The 22,663-nt window shown below is 72.6% G+C and carries 18 protein-coding genes; 10 read left to right on the top strand and 8 right to left on the bottom strand.

Translation table 11 applies throughout. From position 1 onward, the window contains the following. Positions 1-21: 21 nt before the first annotated feature. From IG02_RS0105975 to IG02_RS0105965, 3 genes are read right to left on the bottom strand one after another with little or no spacing between them, the layout of a single operon-like run. Positions 22-1,119: an ABC transporter permease gene (locus tag IG02_RS0105975; RefSeq protein ID WP_030742662.1), complete on the bottom strand. Its 1,098-nt coding sequence runs from the start codon at positions 1,117-1,119 to the stop codon at positions 22-24. Beyond that, positions 1,103-2,152, bottom strand: a complete 1,050-nt coding sequence (locus tag IG02_RS0105970) for an ABC transporter permease (RefSeq protein WP_030742660.1) — start codon at positions 2,150-2,152, stop codon at positions 1,103-1,105. The genes IG02_RS0105975 and IG02_RS0105970 overlap by 17 nt, the downstream gene beginning before the upstream one ends. Then, positions 2,149-3,684 (bottom strand): sugar ABC transporter ATP-binding protein, encoded by a 1,536-nt coding sequence (locus IG02_RS0105965; protein WP_030742658.1) that lies wholly within the window; start codon positions 3,682-3,684, stop codon positions 2,149-2,151. The genes IG02_RS0105970 and IG02_RS0105965 overlap by 4 nt, the downstream gene beginning before the upstream one ends. A gap of 293 nt (positions 3,685-3,977) precedes the next feature. Between IG02_RS0105965 and rhaI the strand changes: the two genes are divergently transcribed. The 4 genes from rhaI (at position 3,978) to IG02_RS0105945 (ending at position 10,359) form a co-directional block, all read left to right on the top strand. Beyond that, positions 3,978-5,147, top strand: a complete 1,170-nt coding sequence (gene rhaI / locus IG02_RS0105960; RefSeq protein WP_030742655.1) for an L-rhamnose isomerase — start codon at positions 3,978-3,980, stop codon at positions 5,145-5,147. Positions 5,148-5,295: 148 nt separating this feature from the next. After that, complete coding sequence (locus IG02_RS0105955; RefSeq protein WP_030742653.1) at positions 5,296-7,347, top strand: bifunctional rhamnulose-1-phosphate aldolase/short-chain dehydrogenase; 2,052 nt, start codon at positions 5,296-5,298, stop codon at positions 7,345-7,347. Between the two features lie 337 nt (positions 7,348-7,684). Continuing rightward, a complete protein-coding gene (locus IG02_RS0105950; protein ID WP_078854262.1) occupies positions 7,685-9,124 on the top strand; it encodes a rhamnulokinase in 1,440 nt (479 codons plus the stop codon). A gap of 167 nt (positions 9,125-9,291) precedes the next feature. Then, the gene (locus tag IG02_RS0105945) at positions 9,292-10,359 is read left to right on the top strand and encodes a LacI family DNA-binding transcriptional regulator (protein WP_051764516.1); all 1,068 of its coding nucleotides are present in this window, start codon (positions 9,292-9,294) and stop codon (positions 10,357-10,359) included. 320 nt (positions 10,360-10,679) lie between these two features. Here IG02_RS0105945 and IG02_RS0105940 read toward each other — a convergent pair whose 3' ends face one another. Next, entirely contained in the window at positions 10,680-11,186 is a 507-nt protein-coding gene (locus IG02_RS0105940; protein WP_107055544.1) for a GNAT family N-acetyltransferase, read from the bottom strand. 417 nt (positions 11,187-11,603) lie between these two features. Between IG02_RS0105940 and IG02_RS0105935 the strand changes: the two genes are divergently transcribed. Further along, a complete protein-coding gene (locus IG02_RS0105935; RefSeq protein ID WP_030742645.1) occupies positions 11,604-12,575 on the top strand; it encodes a fibronectin type III domain-containing protein in 972 nt (323 codons plus the stop codon). Positions 12,576-12,591: 16 nt separating this feature from the next. On the opposite strand, the gene IG02_RS0105930 is transcribed toward IG02_RS0105935, so the two are convergent. Further along, a complete protein-coding gene (locus IG02_RS0105930; RefSeq protein WP_051764514.1) occupies positions 12,592-13,620 on the bottom strand; it encodes a DUF6397 family protein in 1,029 nt (342 codons plus the stop codon). Positions 13,621-14,001: 381 nt separating this feature from the next. Next, positions 14,002-14,415, bottom strand: coding sequence for a roadblock/LC7 domain-containing protein (locus tag IG02_RS0105925; RefSeq protein ID WP_030742641.1), 414 nt, complete (start codon positions 14,413-14,415; stop codon positions 14,002-14,004). Between the two features lie 159 nt (positions 14,416-14,574). Here IG02_RS0105925 and IG02_RS0105920 point away from each other — a divergent pair, with 159 nt between their 5' ends. The 3 genes from IG02_RS0105920 (at position 14,575) to IG02_RS0105910 (ending at position 16,082) form a co-directional block, all read left to right on the top strand. Beyond that, the gene (locus IG02_RS0105920) at positions 14,575-15,003 is read left to right on the top strand and encodes a PPOX class F420-dependent oxidoreductase (protein ID WP_030742638.1); all 429 of its coding nucleotides are present in this window, start codon (positions 14,575-14,577) and stop codon (positions 15,001-15,003) included. Positions 15,004-15,051: 48 nt separating this feature from the next. Further along, the gene (locus IG02_RS0105915; RefSeq protein WP_030742635.1) at positions 15,052-15,651 is read left to right on the top strand and encodes a class I SAM-dependent methyltransferase; all 600 of its coding nucleotides are present in this window, start codon (positions 15,052-15,054) and stop codon (positions 15,649-15,651) included. A 161-nt stretch (positions 15,652-15,812) separates the two neighbouring features. Beyond that, positions 15,813-16,082 carry a hypothetical protein gene (locus IG02_RS0105910; RefSeq protein ID WP_051764597.1) on the top strand — a complete coding sequence of 90 codons (270 nt, stop codon included), beginning with the start codon at positions 15,813-15,815 and terminating at the stop codon, positions 16,080-16,082. 213 nt (positions 16,083-16,295) lie between these two features. On the opposite strand, the gene IG02_RS0105905 is transcribed toward IG02_RS0105910, so the two are convergent. After that, the gene (locus tag IG02_RS0105905) at positions 16,296-16,478 is read right to left on the bottom strand and encodes a hypothetical protein (RefSeq protein WP_030742630.1); all 183 of its coding nucleotides are present in this window, start codon (positions 16,476-16,478) and stop codon (positions 16,296-16,298) included. 69 nt (positions 16,479-16,547) lie between these two features. Beyond that, positions 16,548-17,534: an acyl-CoA desaturase gene (locus IG02_RS0105900; protein WP_420707724.1), complete on the bottom strand. Its 987-nt coding sequence runs from the start codon at positions 17,532-17,534 to the stop codon at positions 16,548-16,550. Between the two features lie 470 nt (positions 17,535-18,004). Here IG02_RS0105900 and IG02_RS0105895 point away from each other — a divergent pair, with 470 nt between their 5' ends. Both IG02_RS0105895 and IG02_RS0105890 read left to right on the top strand, forming a co-directional pair. Then, on the top strand, positions 18,005-21,217 hold the full coding sequence (locus IG02_RS0105895) for a DEAD/DEAH box helicase (protein ID WP_078854238.1): 3,213 nt from the start codon (positions 18,005-18,007) through the stop codon (positions 21,215-21,217). Then, positions 21,214-22,593 carry a hypothetical protein gene (locus IG02_RS0105890; protein WP_063756731.1) on the top strand — a complete coding sequence of 460 codons (1,380 nt, stop codon included), beginning with the start codon at positions 21,214-21,216 and terminating at the stop codon, positions 22,591-22,593. The genes IG02_RS0105895 and IG02_RS0105890 overlap by 4 nt, the downstream gene beginning before the upstream one ends. Positions 22,594-22,663: the final 70 nt, after the last annotated feature.

The raw sequence follows: 22,663 nt of genomic DNA, 5'->3' as shown, positions 1-22,663 counted from the left end.
TTTCGGGTGGTTCGGCGGACTTCAGGACTCGGAGCCGGTACGGCCGGCCAGGCCCGTGGGGAGGGCGCCGGCCTCGCGTCGGTGCCGGCGTTCGACCACGGCGGCGACGACCCGCGGGGTGAGGACGGAGGCCACGAGCAGCAGCCCGGTGACGATCACCTGGACCTCGTTCGGCACGTCGTTCAGCGTGAGCAGGTTCTTGAGGACACCGATGAGCAGCACCCCGGCGACCGCCCCGAAGAGCGTGCCCTTGCCGCCGTCGAAGTCGACACCGCCGAGCAGGACGGAGGCGATGACGAGCATCTCGAAGCCGATGCCGTTGTCGGCGCGGGCGCTGCCGTAGCGGAGGGTGAAGACGATCCCGGCGAAGGCGGAGAGCAGGCCGGTGACCACGAAGAGGATCAGTTTGAAGCGCTTGACCCTGATCCCGGCGAAGTACGCGGCCTCCTCCTGCGCCCCGATGGCGAACAGCGACCGGCCGAAGGCCGTGGAGTGCAGCAGGACGGCCGTGGCCGCCGCGAGGACGAGGAACAGGACGACGGGGTAGGTGAGGAACGTGCCGGGGACGGTGCTGGTGTCCACGGCCCAGTCGGCGTACACCCGCGGGAAGTCGGTGACGGCGTCACTGCCCAGGACGACGGAGGCGAGGCCGCGGTAGAGGGCGAGCGTGCCGATGGTGACGGCGAGCGAGGGCAGACCGACGCGGGTGACGAGCCAGCCGTTGAGGAGCCCGCCCGCGACGCCTGTCAGCAGAACGACGGGGACGATCAGTTCGAAGGCCCAGCCAGCGTTCCAGAGCGCTCCGGTGAGCGCGCTGCCGAGTCCGAGCATGGAGGCGACGGACAGGTCGACCTGCCCGGCCACCACCAGCAGCGTCATCGGCAGGGCGATCAGGGCGACCTCGACGATGTCGTTGAAGGCGAAGGCGAGGTTCTCGCCGGACGCGAAACCGTCGGTGCTGCCGAGGCCGACGACGAAGACCGCCACCAGCAGGGCGCCGACCGCCGTGTCCCAGCGCAGGGCCAGGTCCCTGACCGTGTCACCGGCGCCGGCGGTACGCGGCGCGGGCGCCCGGTCCCTGGGCCGCCGCGCGTTCGGTGTCTCAGGCGCCATTGCCATGGCGGGCGCTCCTCTTCCTCAGTGCGGCTGTCATGCGCAGGGTGACGATCCGGTCGACGCTGATGGCCGCGAGGAGCAGCGCGCCGGTGATGGCTCCCTGCCAGAACGCGTCCACCTTCAGCACGACCAGGGCGCTGCCGATGGTGGTGAGGAGCAGCGCGCCCAGCGCCGCGCCCCACACCGTGCCGGTACCGCCGGTGATGGCGACGCCGCCGACGACCACCGCGCTGACGACGGTGAGTTCCCAGCCGTGGGCGTTGTCGGCGACGACGGTGCCGAAGCGGGCGAGCCACAGGGCGCCGGCGAACCCGGCCACGGCGCCGGAGAAGGCGTACGCGCCCAGCACGCGGCGCCGGATCGGCACGCCGGCCAGCCGGGCGGCCTCGGGGTTCGACCCGATCGCGTACAGCTCGCGCCCCGACCGGTAGGCACGCAGGTAGTAGGCGGTGGCGGCGAGCAGCGCGAAGGCGATGAGCGGGAGGTAGGGAACGCCGAGCACGCTGCCGCTGCCCAGATCGAGGACGGGCTGGGGCACCTCGGCGGCGCCGATCTGCTCACCGTGCGCCCACCAGTAGTCGAAGCCCTGGATGATGTAGAGCATTCCGAGGGTGACCACCAGGGCCGGCACCCGGCCGAAGCTGACCAGGGTGCCGCTCACCAGTCCGCAGAGGACACCGAGGGCGGTGCCGAGCAGCAGGACGGTGAGCACTCCATGGTCGGTCCCGGCGACGAACTTGCCGCAGGCGAAGGCGGAAAGACCGACGACGGATCCGACCGACAGGTCGATGTTGCGGGTGACGACGACCACGGACTGGCCGACGGCGAGCAGGACCAGGATGGAGGCGTTGAGGAGCAGGTCCTTGACGCCCTGGTCGTCGAGGAAGCGGGGGTTGGAGATCCAGGTGCCGAGCACGAGCAGCGCCAGCGCTCCGGCGATGGAGATCTCCCGGGCCCGGAAGACGGTGTCGACCAGGGAGCGGGCGGAGCCGTCGTCCCGGGTGGTCGTGGTGGGCTCGTCCAGCGCGGTGGTCATGCGGCGGCCTTCGTGTCGCGCCCGGTCGCGGCGGTCATCACCGATTCCTCGGTGGCCTCGGAGCGGGGGATCTCGGCGGTGAGCCGGCCTTCGTGCATGACGAGCACACGGTCGGCCATGCCCAGCACCTCGGGCAGGTCGGAGGAGATCATGAGGACGGCGAGTCCCTCGGCGGCCAGGGAGGACAGCAGGCGGTGCACCTCCGCCTTGGTGCCGACGTCGATCCCCCGGGTGGGTTCGTCGACGATGAGCACCACCGGCTCGGTGGCCAGCCATTTGGCGAGGACGACCTTCTGCTGGTTGCCGCCGGAGAGGACGCCGACGGGGTCGGCGAGCCGGTTGTACTTGAGCTGGAGCCGGACGGCCCAGTCGGCGGCCCGGCCGCGCTCCAGGGCCCGGCGCACCAGTCCGCACCTGCCGAGCCGGCCGAGTCCGGTGAGGGCGATGTTCCGTTCGATGGACATGTCCATCACCAGTCCACGTTGTCGGCGGTCCTCCGGTACGAGGGCGAGGCCGGCGGCCATGGCGGCGGTCGGGGATCCGCCGGGCAGCGCGCGCCCGTTCACCAGGACCTCGCCCGCGTCGGCCCGGTCGACGCCGAACACGGCCTGCGCCACTTCGCTGCGGCCCGCGCCGACGAGTCCGGCCAGGGCCACGATCTCGCCGCGCCGTACGTCGAAGCAGACGTCCCGGAACACGCCCTCACGCGTCAGCCGGCGCACCGACAGGGCCGTCTCCCCCACATCCGTGCCCTGCTTGGGATACAGCTCGCCGAGGTCACGGCCGACCATGGCGCGGACCAGGTCGTCCTCGGTGAGCCCGGCGAGCGGGCGGGAGGATATCCAGCGGCCGTCGCGCAGGATGGTGACGCGCCGGCAGAGTTCGAAGATCTCCTCCAGCCGGTGGGAGATGAACAGGACGGCGGCGCCCTCGGCCCGCAGGGTCCGGACGACGGAGAACAGCCGGGCGGTCTCACTGCCCGTCAGGGCCGCGGTCGGCTCGTCCATGATCAGGACGCGTGCCTCGAAGGAGAGCGCCTTGGCGATCTCGACGATCTGCTGGTCGGCGATGGACAGCCCGCGGGCCGACCGGTCGGGGTCCAGCTCCACACCGAGGCGCTTCATCAGCGCGGCGGTGGTCTCCCGGACGGCCCGGCGGTCGATCCGTCCCAGCGAGCGGCGGGGCTGCCGGCCCATGAAGATGTTCTCGGCGATCGACAGGTCGGGGAAGAGCGTCGGTTCCTGGTAGATGACGGCGATGCCCGCGTCCCGTGCGTCGGCGGGGCCGTGGAAGACGACCGGCTCGCCGTCGACCAGTACCTCGCCGGAGTCCGGACGGTGCACCCCGGCGAGCGTCTTGATGAGAGTGGACTTCCCCGCGCCGTTCTCCCCCGCGAGAGCGTGCGCCTCGCCGGGGAACAGTTGGAGGGACACGTCCCGCAGCGCCCTCACGGCACCGAAGGACTTGCTCACGTCCTTCAGGGCCAGGACCGGGGCGGGGCGCGGGCCGGTTTCCGGGACGGGCTCGTTCATGGGGACTCCTCGGCGGCTGGACGTCTGCCGGACAGCCCGCCGTGAAAGGTTTCAATGAGGTTGCACGGAAGCTAAGCGGCGCCGCCCGAAGGCGTCAATGGGCTGTGCACGACATTTTTCCGAGGGGTTTTGGACGTACGCGACCGTGCGGCGACGGGCGTCGCGCGAAGGGTTGACACTCCCGGGCGGCTCCCTTAACTTCACGGCAATGAAACGATTCACACCGGCCTGCGCCGATCACTTCGACGACGTCGACGACTCGCGCCGCGGGTCCGTACCACGGGAGCGCTGAGATGACGGGTCGATCCACCGAGTCCGCTGTGAAGGCGGCGCTGAAGTCGCAGGCCGTCGAGACGCCTTCGTGGGCGTTCGGGAACTCGGGAACACGTTTCAAGGTGTTCACACAGCCCGGCGTGCCGCGCACCCCGGAGGAGAAGCTGGCGGACGCGGCTCGGGTGCACGCGCACACGGGTGTGGCGCCGACGGTGGCCCTGCACATCCCGTGGGACCGCGTGGACGACTACGGCGCGCTGGCGGAGTACGCGCGCGGGCTGGGGCTACGGCTCGGGGCGATCAACTCGAACGTGTTCCAGGACGACGACTACAAGCTGGGCTCGGTCACGCACCCGGACCGGGCGGTGCGCCGCAAGGCGCTGGGCCACCTGCTGGAGTGCGTGGACATCATGGACGCCACCGGGTCCCGCGACCTGAAGCTGTGGTTCTCCGACGGCATCAACTACCCCGGACAGGACGACATCTCCGCACGGCAGGGGCGGCTGGCCGAGGCCCTGTCGGCGGTGTACGAACGGCTCGGCGACGACCAGCGGATGCTGCTGGAGTACAAGCTCTTCGAGCCGGCCTTCTACGCCACGGACGTCCCCGACTGGGGCACGGCGTACGCCCACTGTCTGCGCCTCGGCCCGAAGGCGCAGGTCGTGGTGGACACGGGGCACCACGCGCCGGGCACGAACATCGAGTTCATCGTCGCGGTGCTGCTGCGGGAGAAGAAGCTCGGCGGCTTCGACTTCAACTCCCGCTTCTACGCGGACGACGACCTGATGGCGGGGGCCGCCGACCCGTTCCAGCTGTTCCGGATCATGTACGAGGTGATCAAGGGCGGCGGACTCGTCGCGGGCACGGCCTTCATGCTCGACCAGTGCCACAACATCGAGGAGAAGATCCCCGCGATCATCCGCTCGGTGATGAACGTGCAGGAGGCCACGGCCAAGGCGCTGCTGGTGGACGCGGCGGCGCTGGACGCGGCGCAGCGCGCGGGGGACGTGCTGGCGGCCAACGCGGTGCTGATGGACGCCTTCAACACCGACGTACGCCCGCTGGTCGCCGAGGTCCGCACGGAACTGGGCGCGGACGCGGACCCGGTGGCCGCGTATCACGCGTCCGGGTACGGCAAGAGGATCGTCGCGGAGCGGATCGGCGGCACCCAGGCGGGCTGGGGAGCCTGAACCGCGCCGCGTCGCACGGTGGTTCACCGCTCTCACGCGCGTCCGCTCGCTCCCCGCGGGGAGCACGGCCCACGTGCGTCCCGTAGACCGAGTGGGAACCGCAGACCTCGTACATCCCGCACACCCCGTTACATCACAGAGGGACACCATGACCGACCAGCCCGATCTGCATCCCGCGGCGGCCCAGTTGCTCGAGCGCTCGCACCGGCTCGGCGCCGACCCGCGCAACACCAACTACGCCGGCGGCAACACCTCCGCGAAGGGATCCGCCACCGACCCCGTGACCGGCGACGACGTCGAGCTGATGTGGGTCAAGGGGTCCGGCGGTGACCTGGGCACCCTCACGGCGGGCGGGCTGGCGGCCCTGCGCGTGGACCGGCTGCGCGCGCTCACCGACGTCTACCCGGGGGTGGAGCGCGAGGACGAGATGGTCGCCGCGTTCGACTACTGCCTGCACGGCAAGGGCGGCGCCGCACCGTCCATCGACACCGCCATGCACGGGCTGGTCGACGCGGCCCACGTCGACCACCTCCACCCGGACTCGGGCATCGCCCTGGCCTGCGCGGCGGACGGGGAGAAGCTGACGGCCGAGTGTTTCGGCGACACGGTGGTCTGGGTGCCCTGGCGCCGTCCCGGCTTCCAGCTCGGCCTGGACATCGCCGCCGTCAAGGAAGCCCATCCGAACGCGATCGGCTGTGTGCTCGGCGGGCACGGCATCACCGCCTGGGGCGCGACCTCCGAGGAGTGCGAACGCAACTCGCTGCACATCATCAGGACCGCCGAGGCGTTCCTGGCGGAGCGGGGCGCTCCCGAGCCGTTCGGCCCGGTGCTGGCGGGTTACGAGCCGCTGCCCGAGGCCGAGCGGCGTGCCAGGGCCGCGGCACTCGCCCCGCTGATCCGGGGCCTGGCCTCCACCGACCGGCCGCAGGTGGGCCACTTCGACGACAGCGAGCCGGTCCTCGACTTCGTCTCCCGGACCGAGCACCCGAGGCTGGCCGCCCTGGGCACCTCGTGCCCCGACCACTTCCTGCGCACCAAGGTCCGCCCCCTGGTCCTCGACCTGCCGTCCGCGGCGCCGCTGGAACGGGTGCGGGAGCGGCTGGCGGAGCTGCACACCGCCTATCGCGAGGAGTACCGCGCGTACTACGAGCGGCATGCCTCCGCCGATTCGCCACCGATGCGCGGAGCCGACCCGGCGATCGTGCTGGTGCCCGGCGTGGGGATGTTCTCGTACGGCAGGGACAAGCAGACCGCGCGGGTCGCGGGCGAGTTCTATCTCAACGCGATCAATGTGATGCGCGGGGCCGAGGCGGTCTCCTCGTACGCGCCCATCGAGGAGTCGGAGAAGTTCCGGATCGAGTACTGGGAGCTGGAGGAGGCCAAGCTGCGCCGGATGCCGGCGCCGAAGGCGCTGGCCGCGCGGGTCGCGCTGGTCACCGGCGCGGGCTCCGGGATCGGCAGGGCCATCGCCCACCGGCTCGCGGCGGAGGGGGCGTGCGTCGTGGTCGCCGACCTGGACGCCCAGAGCGCGGAGCGTGTCGCCGAGGAGCTGGGCAACGCCGACCGGGCGGTCGCGGTGGGCGCCGATGTGACCGACGAGGAGCGGATCAGGGCCGCGTTCGACGCGGCGGCCCTGGCCTTCGGCGGGGTGGACCTGGTCGTCAACAACGCCGGGATCTCCATCTCCAAGCCGCTGCTGGAGACCACGGCGGCGGACTGGGACCTCCAGCACGCGATCATGGCGCGCGGCTCGTTCCTGGTCTCGCGCGAGGCCGCGCGGGTGATGGCCGATCAGGACATGGGCGGTGACATCGTCTACATCGCCTCCAAGAACGCGGTGTTCGCCGGCCCGAACAACATCGCGTACTCCGCGACCAAGGCGGACCAGGCCCACCAGGTGCGGCTGCTGGCCGCCGAGCTGGGCGGCCTGGGGATCAGGGTCAACGGCGTCAACCCGGACGGTGTGGTGCGCGGCTCCGGGATCTTCGCGGGCGGCTGGGGCGCGCAGCGGGCGGCGGTGTACGGGGTGGAGGAGGACAAGCTCGGGGAGTTCTACGCCCAGCGCACGCTGCTGAAGCGGGAGGTGCTGCCCGAGCACGTGGCGAACGCCGTCTTCGCGCTGACGGGCGGCGACCTGACCCACACGACGGGGCTGCTCGTCCCGGTGGACGCGGGCGTCGCGGCGGCGTTCCTGCGCTGAGGGAGCGGCGGGGGCGGCGGGGCGGGGTCCGGGACGGTACGCGGTGCCGGGCCCCGTCCCCTTTCCACCGCTCCCCCGGGTTTCCCCGAACTCCCCGTACCGTCCTGCCTCCCCCTGACTTCGCGTACCGCCTCGCTCCCGCCTCCTCGTACCGTCCGCCGTCCTTTCCCTGCCGCCCGCCCCCGTTCCCCCGCCGTCCGCCCCGCTTGCTCGTACCCTCCGCCCGGTTCCCCCCACCGTCCGCCCGCCCGCTGTCCTGTCAACGAGGTCCGTCGTGTCACTCACCGAACCGCTTCCCTTCGCAGCCGTCGATCTCGGTGCCTCCAGCGGCCGTGTCATGGTCGGACACGTGTCCGGGCGCGGCTCCGGCACGCTGCGTCTGGAGGAGATCCACCGGTTCCCCAACCGGCCGGTGCGGGCCGCCGGAACGCTCCACTGGGACATCCTCTCCCTGTACGCGGGCGTGCTGGACGGGCTGCGGGCCGCCGGGGCCGCGACAGGACGGGCGCCGGCCGGCGTCGGTATCGACACCTGGGCCGTGGACTTCGGCCTGCTCGACGCGGACGGCTCGCTGCTGGGCAACCCCGTGCACTACCGCGACGCCCGTACCGACGGCGAGGCGGCGAGGGTTTCCGCCGTCGTGCCGCCTGAGGACCTGTACGCGGCCACCGGTCTCCAGTACCTGCCGTTCAACACGCTCTACCAGCTCACCGCGGCACGGGAGAGCGCGACGCTGGCCGCCGCGCGGCGGCTGCTGCTGATCCCCGACCTGATCGCGTACTGGCTCACCGGCGAGGCGGGGACGGAGATCACGAACGCCTCCACGACCCAGCTGATCGATCCGCGTACGCGCGACTGGGCCAGGCCGGTCGCGGACGCGCTGGGCGTCGATCTCACCCTGTTCGCCCCGCTGCGCGGGCCGGGCGATCCGGCGGGGCTGCTGCTGCCCGACGTCCTCGCCGAGACCGGCCTGACGGGGCCGGTACCGGTGACGGCCGTGGGCTCTCACGACACCGCCTCCGCCGTGGCCGCGGTACCGGCGTCCGGCGAGCGGTTCGCCTACGTCGCCACCGGCACCTGGTCGCTGGCGGGGCTGGAACTGGACGCGCCCGTCCTCACCGAGGAGAGCAGGCTCGCCAACTTCACCAATGAACTCGGCGTCGACGGAACCGTCCGCTACCTGCGCAACATCATGGGGCTCTGGCTGCTCCAGGAGTGCCTGCGTGCCTGGGAGGCGGACGGGACCGGCCGGCCTCTTGACCGGTTGCTGCGCGAGGCCGCCGATGTACCGGGACTGCGGGCGGTGGTGGACGCGGACGATCCCGCGTTCATCGCGCCGGGTGACATGCCGCGGCGCATCGCGGATGCCTGCCGCCGCGTCGGCGGGCGGGTGCCCCAAAGCCCAGCCGAGATCACCCGCTGCGTCCTGGACTCGCTGGCCCTCGCGCACCGCCGCGCCGTGGAGGACGCGCAGCGGCTGTCCGGCCGCACGGTGGACACGGTGCACGTCGTCGGCGGCGGGGCCCACAACGAGTTGCTGTGCCGGCTGACCGCCGACGCGTGCGGGCTGCCCGTGGTGGCCGGCCCGGCGGAGGCGGCCGCCTTCGGAAACGTCCTCGTGCAGGCACGGGCGGCGGGGGCAGTCCGCGGTGATCTGACCGACCTGCGGGCGCTGTTGAGAGGCGCGCTGGAGCCACGCCGGTACGAGCCGTCCGGCGACCGGAAAGCCTGGGACCGTGCTGCGGAACTGCTCGCCGGCGAGCGGGCGGCGCGCTGACGGGGAGCCCGGCACACCGGCATCGGCATCGCATCGGCATCGGCATCGGCATCGGCATCGGCACCAGAACCGGCCACATGCCCCTCATCGGCGACGTTCACCCTCCGCATATGATGGTCACACCGATCAGGAGACGTAAACGAGATGTGACGGGGCGGGCGGGACGCGTGACGCAGACGGTCGGCATCAAGGACGTGGCCCGGCTGGCCGGTGTCTCGGTCGGGACCGTCTCCAACGTGCTCAACCGGCCCGAGAAGGTGTCGGAACACACCCGGGTACGGGTCCGCGCGGTGATCGACCAGCTCGGTTTCGTACGGAGCGAGACGGCCCGCCAGCTCCGGGTCGGCACCAGCCGCATCCTGGCCATCCTGGTGCTCGACATGGGGAATCCCTTCTTCGTCGCCGTGGCCAAGGGCGCTGAGCGCGCCGCCCGCGAGGCCGGGCTCGGGGTGATGCTCTGCAACAGCGCGGGCAGCACCGCCGAGGAGGCGGAGTACCTGTCGCTCTTCAGCGAACAGCGGGTTCGCGGTGTGCTGCTGACCCCGGCCGACGCGACCGGCGGCAATGTGCGGACGTTCGCGCGGCGCGGCATTCCCTACGTTCACGTCGACCGGGCCGTGCCGGCCGATGAGGGCTGTTCCGTCTCGGTCGACGACGTGGCGGGCGGCACGCTCGCGGTCCGGCATCTCCTCGCGGCCGGTCATCGCTCCGTGACGTACATCAGCGGACCGATGTCCCTGCCGCAGTGCCGGGACCGCCGCACGGGGGCGCTGGCCGCCCTGCGTGAGGCGGGGCTGCCGGAGACGGCGCTGCGGCATGTCGAGTCGGCGCGGCTCGACGTCGCGTCGGGCATCGACGCCGGGGCCCGGCTGCTGGGCCTCGCGGACCGTCCCACCGCCGTGTTCTGCGCGAACGACCTGCTCGCGCTCGGCGTGCTGCAGGCGATGTACGGGGCGGGGGTCGATGTTCCGGGCGACATGTCGATCGTCGGTTACGACGACATCGAGTTCGCGGCGGCGGCGGTCGTACCGCTCACGTCCGTACGGCAGCCGGCGGACGCGATGGGGCGTACGGCGGCCCGCATGCTGATGGAGGAGACGGGCCCGGACGCGGAGGGGCACCGGCACCGCTCGGTGGTTCTCCAGCCCGAGTTGGTGGTGCGCAGTTCGACCCACGCGCCGGCTCCTCGCCCGTCGGCGTCCCGTCGCCCCGCACCTCACGACCCGGCGCGCTGACACCCGGTCGACGCGGGCTGCCGCACCGGGTCCCGAGCCGTGGACGAGGGGGCCTCCGCCGTGTCCGGGGCCCGGCGCCCGGACCCTGGAGTACGGCGGACCTCACGTCTCGGGGCCCTGGAAAGCCGGCCTCGACATGGGGACGCTGCGGACACCGGCCGTCCGGAACGATTCGCCGTTCCGACAGGCTCACGCGCTCGGATTCCCCCGGGAGAGCACTCGGCGCGGAGTCATCCTTCACCCTGACGAGTGGCACTGCACGCCCGCACCCGGCGGTCCGCCACGCCACGGCGCGCGGCCGGACCGGCGGCGGGACGGACTCAGAGCGGCGCCGCGTAGCACCGGACCGTGACGGTCCGCTGCTCGCTCCAGCGCTGGTCCACCTCCGCCAACAGGCTCCAGCCCAGACGCTCGTACAGCGCCGCGGCGGCGGTGTCGGTGGCCACGACGTCGAGTACGGCGTGCAACCCACGCCCCCGGGCCTCCCGTGCCGCCTGCGAGATCAGCAGGGCGCCGATCCCGTGGCCCCGCGCAGAGGGCGAGACGAACAGGCGGCTCACCACGGCCACGTCCGCGGGGCTCGTGCCCGCGCGGTCGCTCCAGAGACCGGGGGCCAGATCGTCGGATCCGGCCGGTGACAGGGCCAGGTGGCCGACGATCCGGCCGTCCTGCTCGGCGACCCAGGCGCCGAACTGCGCGGGCTGCGCCAGCCATTCAGCTGGGCACTCGGGCCAGTTCAGCGGGTAGCCGTCTCCCTTGTGCACCTCGGCGAGCATCCGCACACAGTCCTCGAGATCGGCCCCGTCCCGGAGACGGACCTCACACATGGGGATGTCATCTGCCGTCGGCATAGTCTGTCGATTCACCGAACCATGCAACCACAATCGGCGGTCATCCCTGTCGCGAAGACGCCGTCGCCCGACCCGAAAGGCGCGTCGCCTCCGCGCCGTTGGTCGGAGGATGGCTGAACAAGCACTGTCGGCACATGAAATCCCTGAGGAACGAGGGGCGGTTGTTCCAAGAATGAGTCAACGACCGGTCCCTACCAACCGTTGGCCAGAGCATTACGCACAGCTCTTGATTATGGCGCGGCCGAGCACGGCAGGACCGGCCGGACGCGGCTGGACGCGGCCGGGAGGCCGGCCCCGGGCATCTCTTCCCGTCACGGCACGACCCTCTTGATGTGGACGCGACACCTGTGTCATATATGTCCAGACCACTTTCCCGGGTGGAGGACATTGCCCATGCGAGGGTTCCCCCGCACCGCCGCGTTCCTGTCCGCCGCCGTCCTGACGCTGACCGCCTGCGATGCCGAGGGCGGGAGCCCGCGGGCCCCTTCGGCACCCGCCGGGGTCACGGCCCAGGCCGGAAGCGCCACCTCCGTTCACGTGATGTGGCACGAGGCACCGGGCACGGCCGATGTCGAGCGCTACGAGATCTACCGCGGCAAAACAAAGGTGAAAGATGTCCCGGCCCAGCACACCATGGCGGACGTCACCGGTCTGAAGCCGGCCACCTCCTACACCTTCACCGTCCGGGCCCGTGCCGGACGAGGCCTCTCACCGCACAGCGGCGGTGTGTCCGTCACCACCCCCGCGGCGGTCGCCGAGGACACCACGGCCCCGGCCCGGCCCACCGGTCTGAGGGGGGTCAGCGACGGCGCCCGGGCCGCACGGCTCCAGTGGGACGGGGCCACCGGGGACCAGGGCATCACCTCGTACGACGTCCTCCAGAGCGGCACGAAGATCCACAGCGTGGCCGGAAACACGACGACGACGCGCCTGACCCGGCTGCGACCGGGCACCCGCTACCGCTTCACGATCGTCGCCCGGGACGCGGCGGGCAACGCCTCACCCGCCGGCCGCGCCGTCGAGATCACCACCCCGCGCGGCCCGGGCGACGATCCCGCCACCGCGCCCCTGGACTTCCGGGTCGCGCCACGCGCTGCCGACGGCGCGTACTACGCGGACCTGTCCTGGCTGGCGCCCAGGACGGGCGCCGAAGTCCTCTCGTACCAGATCCGTCTCAACGGGTCCTTCGCCACGACCCTGACCTGGGGCGACGAGCCGCCTCGTGGCCGGGCCACCTACCGGATGCACCTGGGCCGGAAGGCCGGCGAGACCTACCGGATCGCGATCCGCGCCCAACTGCCCGACGGCACCTGGGGCTCCCTCTCCCCGGAGCGCACCGCCGTCACCGGCGGGGGCCGCCCGTAGGCGCTGTCCGGCGGCCTCACCGGGGCCGAGCCGCCACGCGCGGACGCCTGCTCCTGCCGAGCCCCAGACGGGCCAACAGCCCCGCGCGGCCGTCCCCGCAGGGTGCCACCGGTGCTCGCGGCGATGTCACCGTCTCCCGGCCCGTATGCGGAGAGGGCCCCGGACCGGCCGGTGGCGGCGCGACGGCGTCGGAAGGAGGCGTCGGCACGTTCTCATCGGAGGGAGGCACCGGGCTCCGTGCCGCGGCATCGGCTCCTCGATCGTCCGGGGGCACCTCGTCGGGGCGGGGCGCGGGATGCGCGCACCGCGCCGTCTCGAGCAGCAGGGTGAGCCCCGCGCGGTGCCACTGGATCTCGTCCGGATCGTCCGCCACCAGCAGACGCCGGACCTTCCCCCGCGCCGTTTCGGACTGGGGATGAACCTGGGACAACTCGGGCATCAAGCGACGTACATAGGCACGTTCATAGGGATCCGGGACCAACTCGGCCAGCTGGGCCGGATCCAGCACACCGGCCACGACCGCCGCGCGCTCCCATGGCCCGGCGCACTCGTGCAGCAGACGGCCGATCCGCCGCCCCCGCCAGTTACGCGCGCGCAGGTCCCGCCCCGCCGCCGTCCCCCCGTCGAGACCTTTCGGGAAACGGCCGGAGAGCAGGGTCCGTTCCCGTTCCGCGAATTGCCTCAACTCATCGGCCAGATACAACCACACGATCGCGCGGTAGCGGTTCAGATAGAACCTCACCGGCGTGATGAACCCGGCTCGCGCGAGCCTGCCGAAGCGGCCGGGGCTGATCAGCATCAGCTCGGCTCCCTCGGCCGTCCCCACGGTCCTGACCCGTTCGCGCAACGCGTCCGGAAATCCCTCCGCCGCGCGCAGCCGATCGATCTCCCGCCGGGAGACCTGCCGACGGCCTGCGACCGGTCCCGCGATCGTGCGGACGTGCCCCAGCTCCGCGGCGAGCTCGAATTCGCCACGCCGCAGGCACAGTTCCTGCGCCGCCCGGGCGATCCCCACCGCCGCCGGACTCTCCGCGGCCTCCTCCACTCCTGTGGCCTGCCCGTCCCGAGCCCCGCACTCCGGCGGCTCCCCCGTCCCCGGCTCCGGTGCCCGAACCCGCTCCTGCCGTCGCGTCCGCCCCGGCCCCCGCTCTGGCCCCGGCCCCGGCTGCGGCTGCGGCTGCGGCTGCGGCTGCGGCTGCGGCTGCGGCTGCGGCTGCGGCTGCGGCTGCGGAGACGCTGCCACCTCCCCCACTCGGCCGCCTGTGCTGCCGCCGCGGACGTCGCTGATCGCCATGATGGTCCTCCCCCGTGAGGTGTAACTACTCTCGGTGATGACCGTAGCGCGGCAGGGGCACATCCCGCCCGGCCTGTGGACAACTCACAAGGCGCGCGGAAAGCACCAGCTCAGAGGCCCGTCGCAGGACGTTCAGAGGCCGCTCAACGTGGTGTGGTCGGGCTGGCGTGCCGCGACGCCGAGATGTTCGCCGACCCGGTTGACGAGCAGCGTCATCTCGTACGCCACCTGCCCGACGTCCGCCTCGGCCGCGGCGAGGACGCACAGGCAGCTGCCGTCACCGGCGGAGGTGACGAACAGCATCGCGTCGTCGAACTCGACCATGGTCTGCCGCACCTTGCCCGCCTTGAAGTGGCGCCCCGAGCCTCGCGCGAGGCTGTGCAGCCCCGAGGAGACCGCCGCGAGATGTTCCGCGTCCTCGCGCGCCAGATCCGTACTGGCTCCTGTCACCAGGCCGTCGTTCGAGAGCACCAGTGCGTGCTTGATGTGCTCGACCCGTTCGGTCAGGTCGTCCAGGAGCCAATCGAGCCCTTTTTCCAGCGCCATCTCTGCCCTCCCCGTTCCTACGTTCCCCAAGATCCCTCGATGCTCGTAGCCTTGCGCACCGGCCGCGTGCGGGCAAGCGGTCCTCGCACACAGGTCCGGGGAACCCGGTATTCCCGGCCCCGCGTCGCGCGGAGCACCTGTGCGGCGCAGAATGCCCCCATGGCGACGAACATGAGCAAGGACGAGTGGCATGCCTTCGTCTCGGAGGGCACCCGCACCGGCAAGCTGTCGACCGTACGGGCCGACGGAAGCCCGCACATCGCGCCTGTCTGGTTCGTCATGGAGGGCGACGATCTCGTCTTCAACACCGGCAAGGAGACGGTGAAGGGCCGCAATCTCGCACGGGACAACCGGATCGCTCTCTGCGTGGACGACGAAAAACCGCCGTTCGCGTTCGTGGTGATCCACGGCCGCGCCGAACTCGACGAGGACCCTCGGCGACTGCGCGAGACGGCCACCAGGATCGCCGCTCGGTACATGGGCCAGGACCGGGCGGAGGAGTTCGGTGCGCGCAACGGCGTGCCGGGCGAACTCCTGGTGCGGGTACGGATCGACAAGGTCTCGGCTTACACGGGTGTGGCCGAGTGAATCGCATGGGGCGGGCCGACGCGCCCACCGTGGGGGGATCATGGGTCCATGGACCATGACCACACCCGAGTACGGGAATTCTTCGGCGTCCGGGCGGCCGGCTGGGACACGCGTTTCCCCGACGACGGCCCCGCCTACGCCGCGGCAGTGGCCGCGCTCGGGCTCCGCCCCGGCGACGCGGTCCTGGACGCGGGGTGCGGCACGGGCCGGGCACTGCCCGCCCTGCGGGAGGCCGTGGGCCCCCGGGGCACGGTGCTCGGGGTCGATCTGACTCCGGAGATGCTCCGGGCGGCCGTACGGGCCGGGCGCCGGGGCAGCGGTCCGCTGCTGCTGGCCGATGTACGACGGCTGCCCGTGCGCTCGGACACGCTGGACGCCGTGTTCGGTGCCGGGCTGATCTCCCACCTGCCGCTTCCCGCCGACAATCTGAGGGAACTGGCTCGAGTGGTACGGCCGGGCGGCCTGCTGGCGCTCTTCCATCCCGTGGGCCGGGCGGCGCTCGCCGCCCGGCAGGGCCGGCGGATCACGGACGACGACGTGCGTGCCGAAAGCAATCTGCGCCCCCTGCTGGCCGGCTCCGGCTGGCGGCTCGACGTGTACACCGACGAGGATTCCCGCTTCCTGGCCCTGGCCACCCGGCAGGGGTGAGCCGTCGGAGCGAGGCCCTCCACGCGGGCGAAAAACAGACCCTCTTCTGCCCGGAGCTCACCAACCGTACGTTGGAAGAGTGACCCCGGACGTCAGCCGAGGTCCGTGCCTCGCCGGGCAGTGGAGGGAAGGTGATCCCGGTGTTCGACAGACTCCGCAGCATCGTGGTGCCCACGAAGGCCGCCGCAACGGTCGCGGAGCGGCCCCGAGCGCGGCAGCACAACATCTTCGAGGCCGCCGCCGATTACGTGTCGGCATGCGCGGACGACGACCAGCAGCGGATCGACGAGGCCGCGAGCTGGGTCTCCCCCGAGGCGCTCTCCTTCGGGGTGAGCGAACTCGCCTGCCGCGCGGTCATCGCGCTCGCCCGGGAGCGTGACGAGTCGCCGCAAACCGTGGCGCGCAGCCTGCTCGGCCTGCCGGCCGCCTGAGAGGCACGGAACGATCCGGCCACCGCGATCGCCGGGCCACCGGGCACAAGCCATCCCGGCGGCCCGCCGGGAGGCAGCCGCGTTCTCCTGCGACGACGGGCGCGTCCGCCTCGGCCCGTGCGCGCCGCGACGCGTACTCCCGACCGTCGCATACGCGGCGGCCGGGCCGACGCCCGCGCCACTCCCGGCTCCCAGGAGGGCCGAGCCGGTACCTCAGCGGCCGAGTTCCTTACGGCTGATCCGGCGCAGCCTCTTGCGCTGCGACGGGTCGAGCATCAGATACGCCACCGTCGGCACTCCGAGCACCACCAGCAGCGCGAACCAGAATCCGATCAGCGGAATCAGAAGTAGGCCGACGGCCACTCCCCCGATGGCGATCTTCGCTCTTGTCGACATCTCGACGCCTCCTCCGCGGCCCGTGCCGCTTCCTCACCGGTGAACGCGCACGGGAGTCCGTCAGTTCCACTATGCGCCGACGCGCAGCGGTTCGCCGACCTCGTGCAGATGCCCGAGGGCCTGCCGGTACGAGTCGATCAGGCCCGTCTCCGTGTACGGCACTCCGAGCCGGGCGCAGTGGGCCCGGACCAGCGGCTGGGCGAGGCGCAGGTGGGGGCGCGGCATGCTGGGGAAGAGGTGGTGCTCGATCTGGTAGTTCAACCCGCCGAGGAACCAGTCGGTGACCGCGCCGCCGCGGATGTTCCGCGAAGTGAGGACCTGTCGGCGCAGATGCCCCCAGGCCGCGCTCCGCTCCGGATCGGGCATCTCCATGCCCTTGTGGTTGGGCGCGAAGGACATTCCGAGGTGAAGGCCGAGGAGCATCTGATGGATCAGGGCGAACACGATCGCCTGCGCGACGGTCAGGGTGGTCAGCAGCAGCGCGAGATAGCCCACGACATGGGTCACGAGCAACAGCCCTTCCCGTATGCGCCGCCGCCCGGGCATGCGGTTGTCCTTCCGGGAGAAGACCGCCTGGAAGCCGTACACCTTCAGGGCGATGCCCTCCAGGGTGGTCAGCGGGAAGAACAGCCATGCCTGATGGCGGGTGAGCCAGCCTCTCAGCCCCGACCGCCCCTCTGTCTGGTGCTGGGCGAAGACCAGGATGTCCGCGGCGACGTCCGGGTCCTTGTCGATGTGGTTCGGATTGGCGTGGTGGCGGTTGTGCTTGTCGTTCCACCACTCCTGGCTCATGCCGAGCAGCAGATTCGCGTGGACGAGCTGGACGAGCCGGCCGGTGCCCCGGTCGGCGGTGATCTGCCCGTGCCCCGCGTCGTGCGCGACGAAGGCCATGCGCGCCGAGACGAGGGCCAGCGGAGGCGCCAACAGCAGCGACCACCAGGAGGGCCCCAGCAGCACCAGTCCGACGGTGATCACGGCCAGGATGAGCAGATTGACCGTGATACCCCGGGCGTACCACCCGGCTCGGCGCTCCAGGAGACCCTGCTCCCTCACCATCCGCAGCAGCGGTGCGAATTCGCTTCCGCGACCGCCGCGCACGGCAGCGGGCGCGGGCTCGGCAGCGGGCACGGCCCCCGCAGGGAGTGCGGTCTCCGGAGAAGGCGCCAAAGCGGGCTCCGCAGGCGTGGGTACGAACTCCGCGGTGGGAGCAGGGGCGGTTCGGGGCATCACGGTCTCCGGTCTCCGGGCCGCCGCGGCGGCGGCTGAGGCTGGTGCCCCTCTCGGCACCAGGTCACGCGGAATGCGCTTGACCTCCCAAAACGTACGTTCGGTCAACACCCCGCCACCATGAGGTCACCACCCGGATCCGGTGGGGTTTCCCGTTGACCGGAGGTGGGGTTGACCACACCCCTGGGTCCCGGAAAATCCGGTTGCCACCCTCGCGCCGCCGGCCCTGACGTGCCCGTGGATCGACCACAGGTGCCCACTCAAGTCGGCCGCCTGTCCGGTGCCCGCTCGAGCGGGCCATGAGGTACCCTCGGCGGCCGCGCCCACTAGTCAAACTTGAAGAATGTGACCTCGCTGTGCCCCATCACCACCGTCACCGCCCTTCTCACAGCTCCCACGGTTCCTTCGCCGGCCCACCGACCGGCGTCACCGACCTCGCCCGCTGCTCCACCGCTTTCCTCCCCTCGGATCCGGCCAGGACCGGCAGGGTCGCCTTCTGGCGTCCGGACGGCACCGGGGCTCCCGACCTCCCCGCCGCCACGGACCGGAGCGCGGTGGGCGAACTGACGGTCGCCGCCGGCCCCGACGGCGACACCCGCACGATTGAGGCGCTGCTGGTCCCGACCGCCACCGCCCTGCCCCTCCTCACCAGGGCGCGCCTGGCGCCCGACGCTTCCCCGTCCACCGCCTTCTGGGGTGCGGCCGCCCTGCTCGCGCTGCGGATCGCCGCCGACGGAAAGCTGCTGCCGGATCTCTCCGGCACGGACCACGACGCATGGCGGGCGGGCCCGCTCACCGCCGAGGACCAGGAGCGCGTCCGCCTGCTCGCGGCGGCGATGCCGGCCGTGGCGCACAGTGTCCCGCTCGGCACCGCACCGCCGCGGTCCCTTCTCCTGCCCGCCCCCGAGCGACTGCTGAGGTCGTTCGTCGACGCGGTCGTGGACGGGCTGCCCAGGACGCCCGCCGCACCGCTCGTCGCGGCGGGTCCGGCCTTCGCCGCCGCACCGGTGCGCCGCCCCGCCCCGTCGCACCTGGCCGTGGTACGTGACTGGGTCGCGGACGTCTCCGCCACGACCGAGTCCGGCGTACGTCTCTCGCTGCGCATCGAGGTGTCCGGTCTGACCGCCGCCGAGTGCGCGCCCGAGGACCGTCCGCGGCGGCCCCGGGCGAAGGACGCCCCGGCAACGGCCCGGCCCCCCGGACCCGCGTTCCGGGCCGTCCTCCAGATGCACAGCGTGCTCGACCCCTCGGTGGTCGCCGACGCCGCCGACGTATGGTCCGGGGCGGCCACCGGTACGGTTTTCGGCCCGCGCGCCCGCCGGGACGCCCTGCTGGCCCTGCGCCGCGCGGCCCGCGTCTGGCCGGCGCTCGGCCCGCTTCTCTCCGCCGCCGTACCGGACGCCGTCGACCTCGCGGACGACGAGATCACCGAACTGCTGGGCCGCGCGTCCGAGGCGCTCGGCGCGCTCGGCGTCCAGGTGCACTGGCCCCGGGAACTGGTCCGTACGTTCACGGCCCGCGCCGTCATCGGCCCGTCTCCCAGCGCGCCCGGAACACACGTCACAGGCGACACGCCGCTCACACAGCAGGCACCTGGCGCGCCCGACACGCCGTACCAGGAACCCACCGATCCGCAGGGCCCCGCGGGACAGGCAGCATCCGGAACTCATCTGCCCCCGTTCCTCTCGGCCGACTCCCTCCTCACCTTCCACTGGCAGTTCGCGCTGGGCGACCACCGGCTCGGCCGCGCCGAGTTGGACCGGCTCGCAGAGGCCGGCCGGCCTCTGGTGCGCCTGCGGGACCAGTGGGTGCTCGTCGATCCCGCGCGGGCCCGGCGCGCCCGTGACCAGGAGGACAGGCGCACGGACCGCTCGCTCACCCCGATCGACGCGCTCAGCGCCGTCCTGACCGGATCCACCGAGATCGACGGGGAGCGGGTGGAGGTCCGGGCCTCCGGACCGCTCGCGCGGCTGCGGGACCGTATCACCGCCCCGGAAGGCGCCGACGGGCCCGACGACTCGTTCGCCGGGATCGGACAGCCGGCCGGGCTCGCCGCCACGCTGCGCGACTACCAGCTCCGGGGCTTGAACTGGCTGCACCGCATGACCTCACTCGGCCTCGGCGGCTGCCTCGCGGACGACATGGGACTGGGCAAGACCATCACCCTCATCGCACTGCACCTGCACCGGCAGGGCGAAGACCCGGCCGGCGAGCACCTCCCCACCGCCCTCCCGGACTCCGGGCACGGTCCCACGGCCGGGCCGACCCTGGTGGTCTGTCCGGCGTCCCTGCTGGGCAACTGGCAACGCGAGATAGAGCGGTTCGCGCCGGGCACTCCCGTACGGCGCTACCACGGCGCCGGGCGTGATCTCGCGACACCGGCGGCAGGCGAGTTCGTCCTCACCACGTACGGCACCATGCGGCTCGACGCGGCCACGCTCGCCAGGACGGACTGGGGCCTGGTGGTCGCCGACGAGGCGCAGCACATCAAGAATCCGTACTCCGCCACCGCCAGGCAGCTGCGCCTGATCGGTGGCCGGGCGAAGGTGGCGCTCTCCGGCACGCCCGTGGAGAACAACCTCTCCGAGCTGTGGGCGATCCTCGACTGGACGACGCCCGGACTGCTCGGCCGGCTCGGTACCTTCCGCGGCCGCTACGCGCGGGCGATCGAGGGCGGCGGCGACCCGGCCGCGGCCGAGCGGCTCGCCGCGCTGGTCCGTCCCTTCCTGCTGCGCCGCCGCAAGTCCGACCCGGGAATCGCGCCCGAGCTGCCGCCGAAGACCGAGACCGACCGTGCCGTCTCCCTCACCGCGGAACAGGCGGGCCTGTACGAGGCGGTGGTGAGGGAGACCCTCGCGGCGATCGGCGCGTCGGGCGGCATGGAACGGCGGGGGCTGATCGTCACCCTGCTCACGGCGCTCAAACAGATCTGCAACCACCCGGCGCAGTACCTCAAGGAGGAACAGCCCCGGCTGGTCGGCCGCTCCGGGAAACTGGAGCTGCTGGACGAACTGCTCGGCACGATCCTCGCCGAGGGGGCGAGCGTCCTGGTCTTCACCCAGTACGTACAGATGGCGCGGCTGCTCGCGCTGCACTTGGAGCAGCGCGGCGTACCCGCTCTCTGCCTGCACGGCGGGACCCCGGTCGCCGAGCGCGAGGCCATGGTCGACCGGTTCCAGAGCGGTGAGGTGCCGGTCTTCCTGCTCTCGTTGAAGGCCGCGGGCACCGGGCTGAACCTGACCCGCGCCGAGCACGTCGTGCACTTCGACCGTTGGTGGAACCCCGCCGTAGAGGCACAGGCGACGGACCGCGCGTACCGCATCGGCCAGGACCGGCCCGTGCAGGTGCACCGGATGATCACCGAGGGCACGATCGAGGACCGCGTCGCCGCCATGCTGGCCCGCAAGCGGGAACTGGCCGACGCGGTGCTCGGCTCCGGCGAGGCGGCCCTCACCGAACTGACCGACGCCGAACTGGCGGATCTCGTGGAGCTGCGAGGGAGCATCCGATGAACCACGGGCACGACGACACCGAGCGCGTCTTCGCCGCGCTGCCGCCCGCCCGCGGGCGCGCCTTCGCCCGGACCTGGTGGGGCCGGGCCTGGCTGAAGGCGCTGGAGGACACCGCGCTGGACGGCGAGCAGCTGAAGAGGGGGCGGCGGCACGCCAGGGCGGGCGCGGTCGGCGCCGTGTCGGTACGCCCCGGCCGGGTCACCGCGGTCGTACGGGACCCGGACGGCACCGCGCGCCGCAGCGACGTGCTGTGGCGGCCGCTGGGCGAGGGGGAGTGGGAACGCTTCCTGGACATGGCGGCCGACCGGGCGGGTCATGTCGCGGCGCTGCTGGACCAGGAGATGCCACCTCACCTGGTGGAGGACGCGGCAGACGCCGGAATCGATCTGCTGCCCGGCATCGGCGACCTGGACGCGGAGTGCGCCTGCGGTGCGTGGGACCACTGTCCGCACTCGGCCGCGCTCTGCTACCAGGTGGCGCGGCTGCTGGACGAGGACCCGTTCGTCCTGCTGTTGCTGCGCGGACGCGGGGAGCCCCGGCTCCTCGCGGAGTTGCAGGCCCGGAGCGCCGGCCGCGCCACCGCCCCGGCCGGGGCGACGGAGCCGGACGTGGCGCGCCCCGGGGACCCGGCCGGCGTACCGGTCGCGGCCGCCTTCGCACGGGACGCCTCGCCCGCGCCGCTGCCCGCTCCCCCGGGGCTACCCGCCGGGCCCGGACAGCCCCCCGCCCTCGCCACCGGAACCGCGCCGCCCCCTGAAGTCGATGTCGATGCGCTCGAGCTGTTGGCGGCGGACGCGGCGGGGCGGGCGCTGCGCCTGCTGTCGGAGGCGCTGTCCCCGGGGCATGAGCGGACGCCGGTGGAATCGGACCTGTCATCGCGTCAGGACGCGGTGCGGCTCGCCGCCACCTCGGGCGCCCGTCTCACGTCCGCCCTCGCGGCCCGGCTGGCCGCGGGCAGCGGCCGCGAGCCGGCCGACCTGGACCTGGCGGTACGGGCCTGGAACCACGGAGGCGCGGCGGCCCTGGCCGTCCTGGAGGAAGAGGAGCCACCCCTGGGGCCGGAGGCGCTGACCCGCGCGCGGGCGTCGCTCGGCGCGGCCTGGGAGGAGGTGACGGCGGGTGCCGGGCGGGCGGACGCGTGGGCCGAGTCGGGCAGCGGCCGCTGGACCCTGGCCGGCGCTCCCTTCCAGCTGCGCCTCGGCCACGACGGGCGCTGGTGGCCGTATCGTGAGGAACACGGGCGCTGGGCCCCGGCGGGGGCGGGCGGCCCGGATCCCGCGACCGTCCTGGCGGAATGGGCGGGATCGGCGGGATCGACAGAGCAACGGACGCTGACGGAACCGACGGAGCCGGTACCGCCGACGGAACGGAGCTGACAGCGCGGACGGGACAAGCGGACGGGACAAGAAGAGCACCGGCGGACGGGACGAAACGCTTGCCCGGCCG

Origin of the sequence: Streptomyces sp. NRRL F-5135 (assembly GCF_000719775.1) — a bacterium.
GTDB classification, from domain to species: domain Bacteria; phylum Actinomycetota; class Actinomycetes; order Streptomycetales; family Streptomycetaceae; genus Streptomyces; species Streptomyces hebeiensis.
Note: the sequence above shows the minus strand (reverse complement) of the source record. Positions and strands in the feature narration are given on the sequence as shown.

Bases quoted from the DNA above. Each gene is read 5' to 3' on its own strand.
- IG02_RS0105895 (WP_078854238.1), top strand. From the start codon at position 18,005: ATGAGGTACCCTCGGCGGCCGCGCCCACTAGTCAAACTTGAAGAATGT.
- IG02_RS0105955 (WP_030742653.1), top strand. From the start codon at position 5,296: ATGACCGACCAGCCCGATCTGCATCCCGCGGCGGCCCAGTTGCTCGAG.
- IG02_RS0105920 (WP_030742638.1), top strand. From the start codon at position 14,575: ATGGCGACGAACATGAGCAAGGACGAGTGGCATGCCTTCGTCTCGGAG.
- rhaI (WP_030742655.1), top strand. From the start codon at position 3,978: ATGACGGGTCGATCCACCGAGTCCGCTGTGAAGGCGGCGCTGAAGTCG.
- IG02_RS0105965 (WP_030742658.1), bottom strand. From the start codon at position 3,684: ATGAACGAGCCCGTCCCGGAAACCGGCCCGCGCCCCGCCCCGGTCCTG.
- IG02_RS0105915 (WP_030742635.1), top strand. From the start codon at position 15,052: ATGGACCATGACCACACCCGAGTACGGGAATTCTTCGGCGTCCGGGCG.
- IG02_RS0105975 (WP_030742662.1), bottom strand. From the start codon at position 1,119: ATGGCAATGGCGCCTGAGACACCGAACGCGCGGCGGCCCAGGGACCGG.
- IG02_RS0105970 (WP_030742660.1), bottom strand. From the start codon at position 2,152: ATGACCACCGCGCTGGACGAGCCCACCACGACCACCCGGGACGACGGC.
- IG02_RS0105900 (WP_420707724.1), bottom strand. From the start codon at position 17,534: ATGGTGAGGGAGCAGGGTCTCCTGGAGCGCCGAGCCGGGTGGTACGCC.
- IG02_RS0105950 (WP_078854262.1), top strand. From the start codon at position 7,685: ATGGTCGGACACGTGTCCGGGCGCGGCTCCGGCACGCTGCGTCTGGAG.
- IG02_RS0105940 (WP_107055544.1), bottom strand. From the start codon at position 11,186: ATGTGTGAGGTCCGTCTCCGGGACGGGGCCGATCTCGAGGACTGTGTG.
- IG02_RS0105905 (WP_030742630.1), bottom strand. From the start codon at position 16,478: ATGTCGACAAGAGCGAAGATCGCCATCGGGGGAGTGGCCGTCGGCCTA.
- IG02_RS0105890 (WP_063756731.1), top strand. From the start codon at position 21,214: ATGAACCACGGGCACGACGACACCGAGCGCGTCTTCGCCGCGCTGCCG.
- IG02_RS0105935 (WP_030742645.1), top strand. From the start codon at position 11,604: ATGCGAGGGTTCCCCCGCACCGCCGCGTTCCTGTCCGCCGCCGTCCTG.
- IG02_RS0105925 (WP_030742641.1), bottom strand. From the start codon at position 14,415: ATGGCGCTGGAAAAAGGGCTCGATTGGCTCCTGGACGACCTGACCGAA.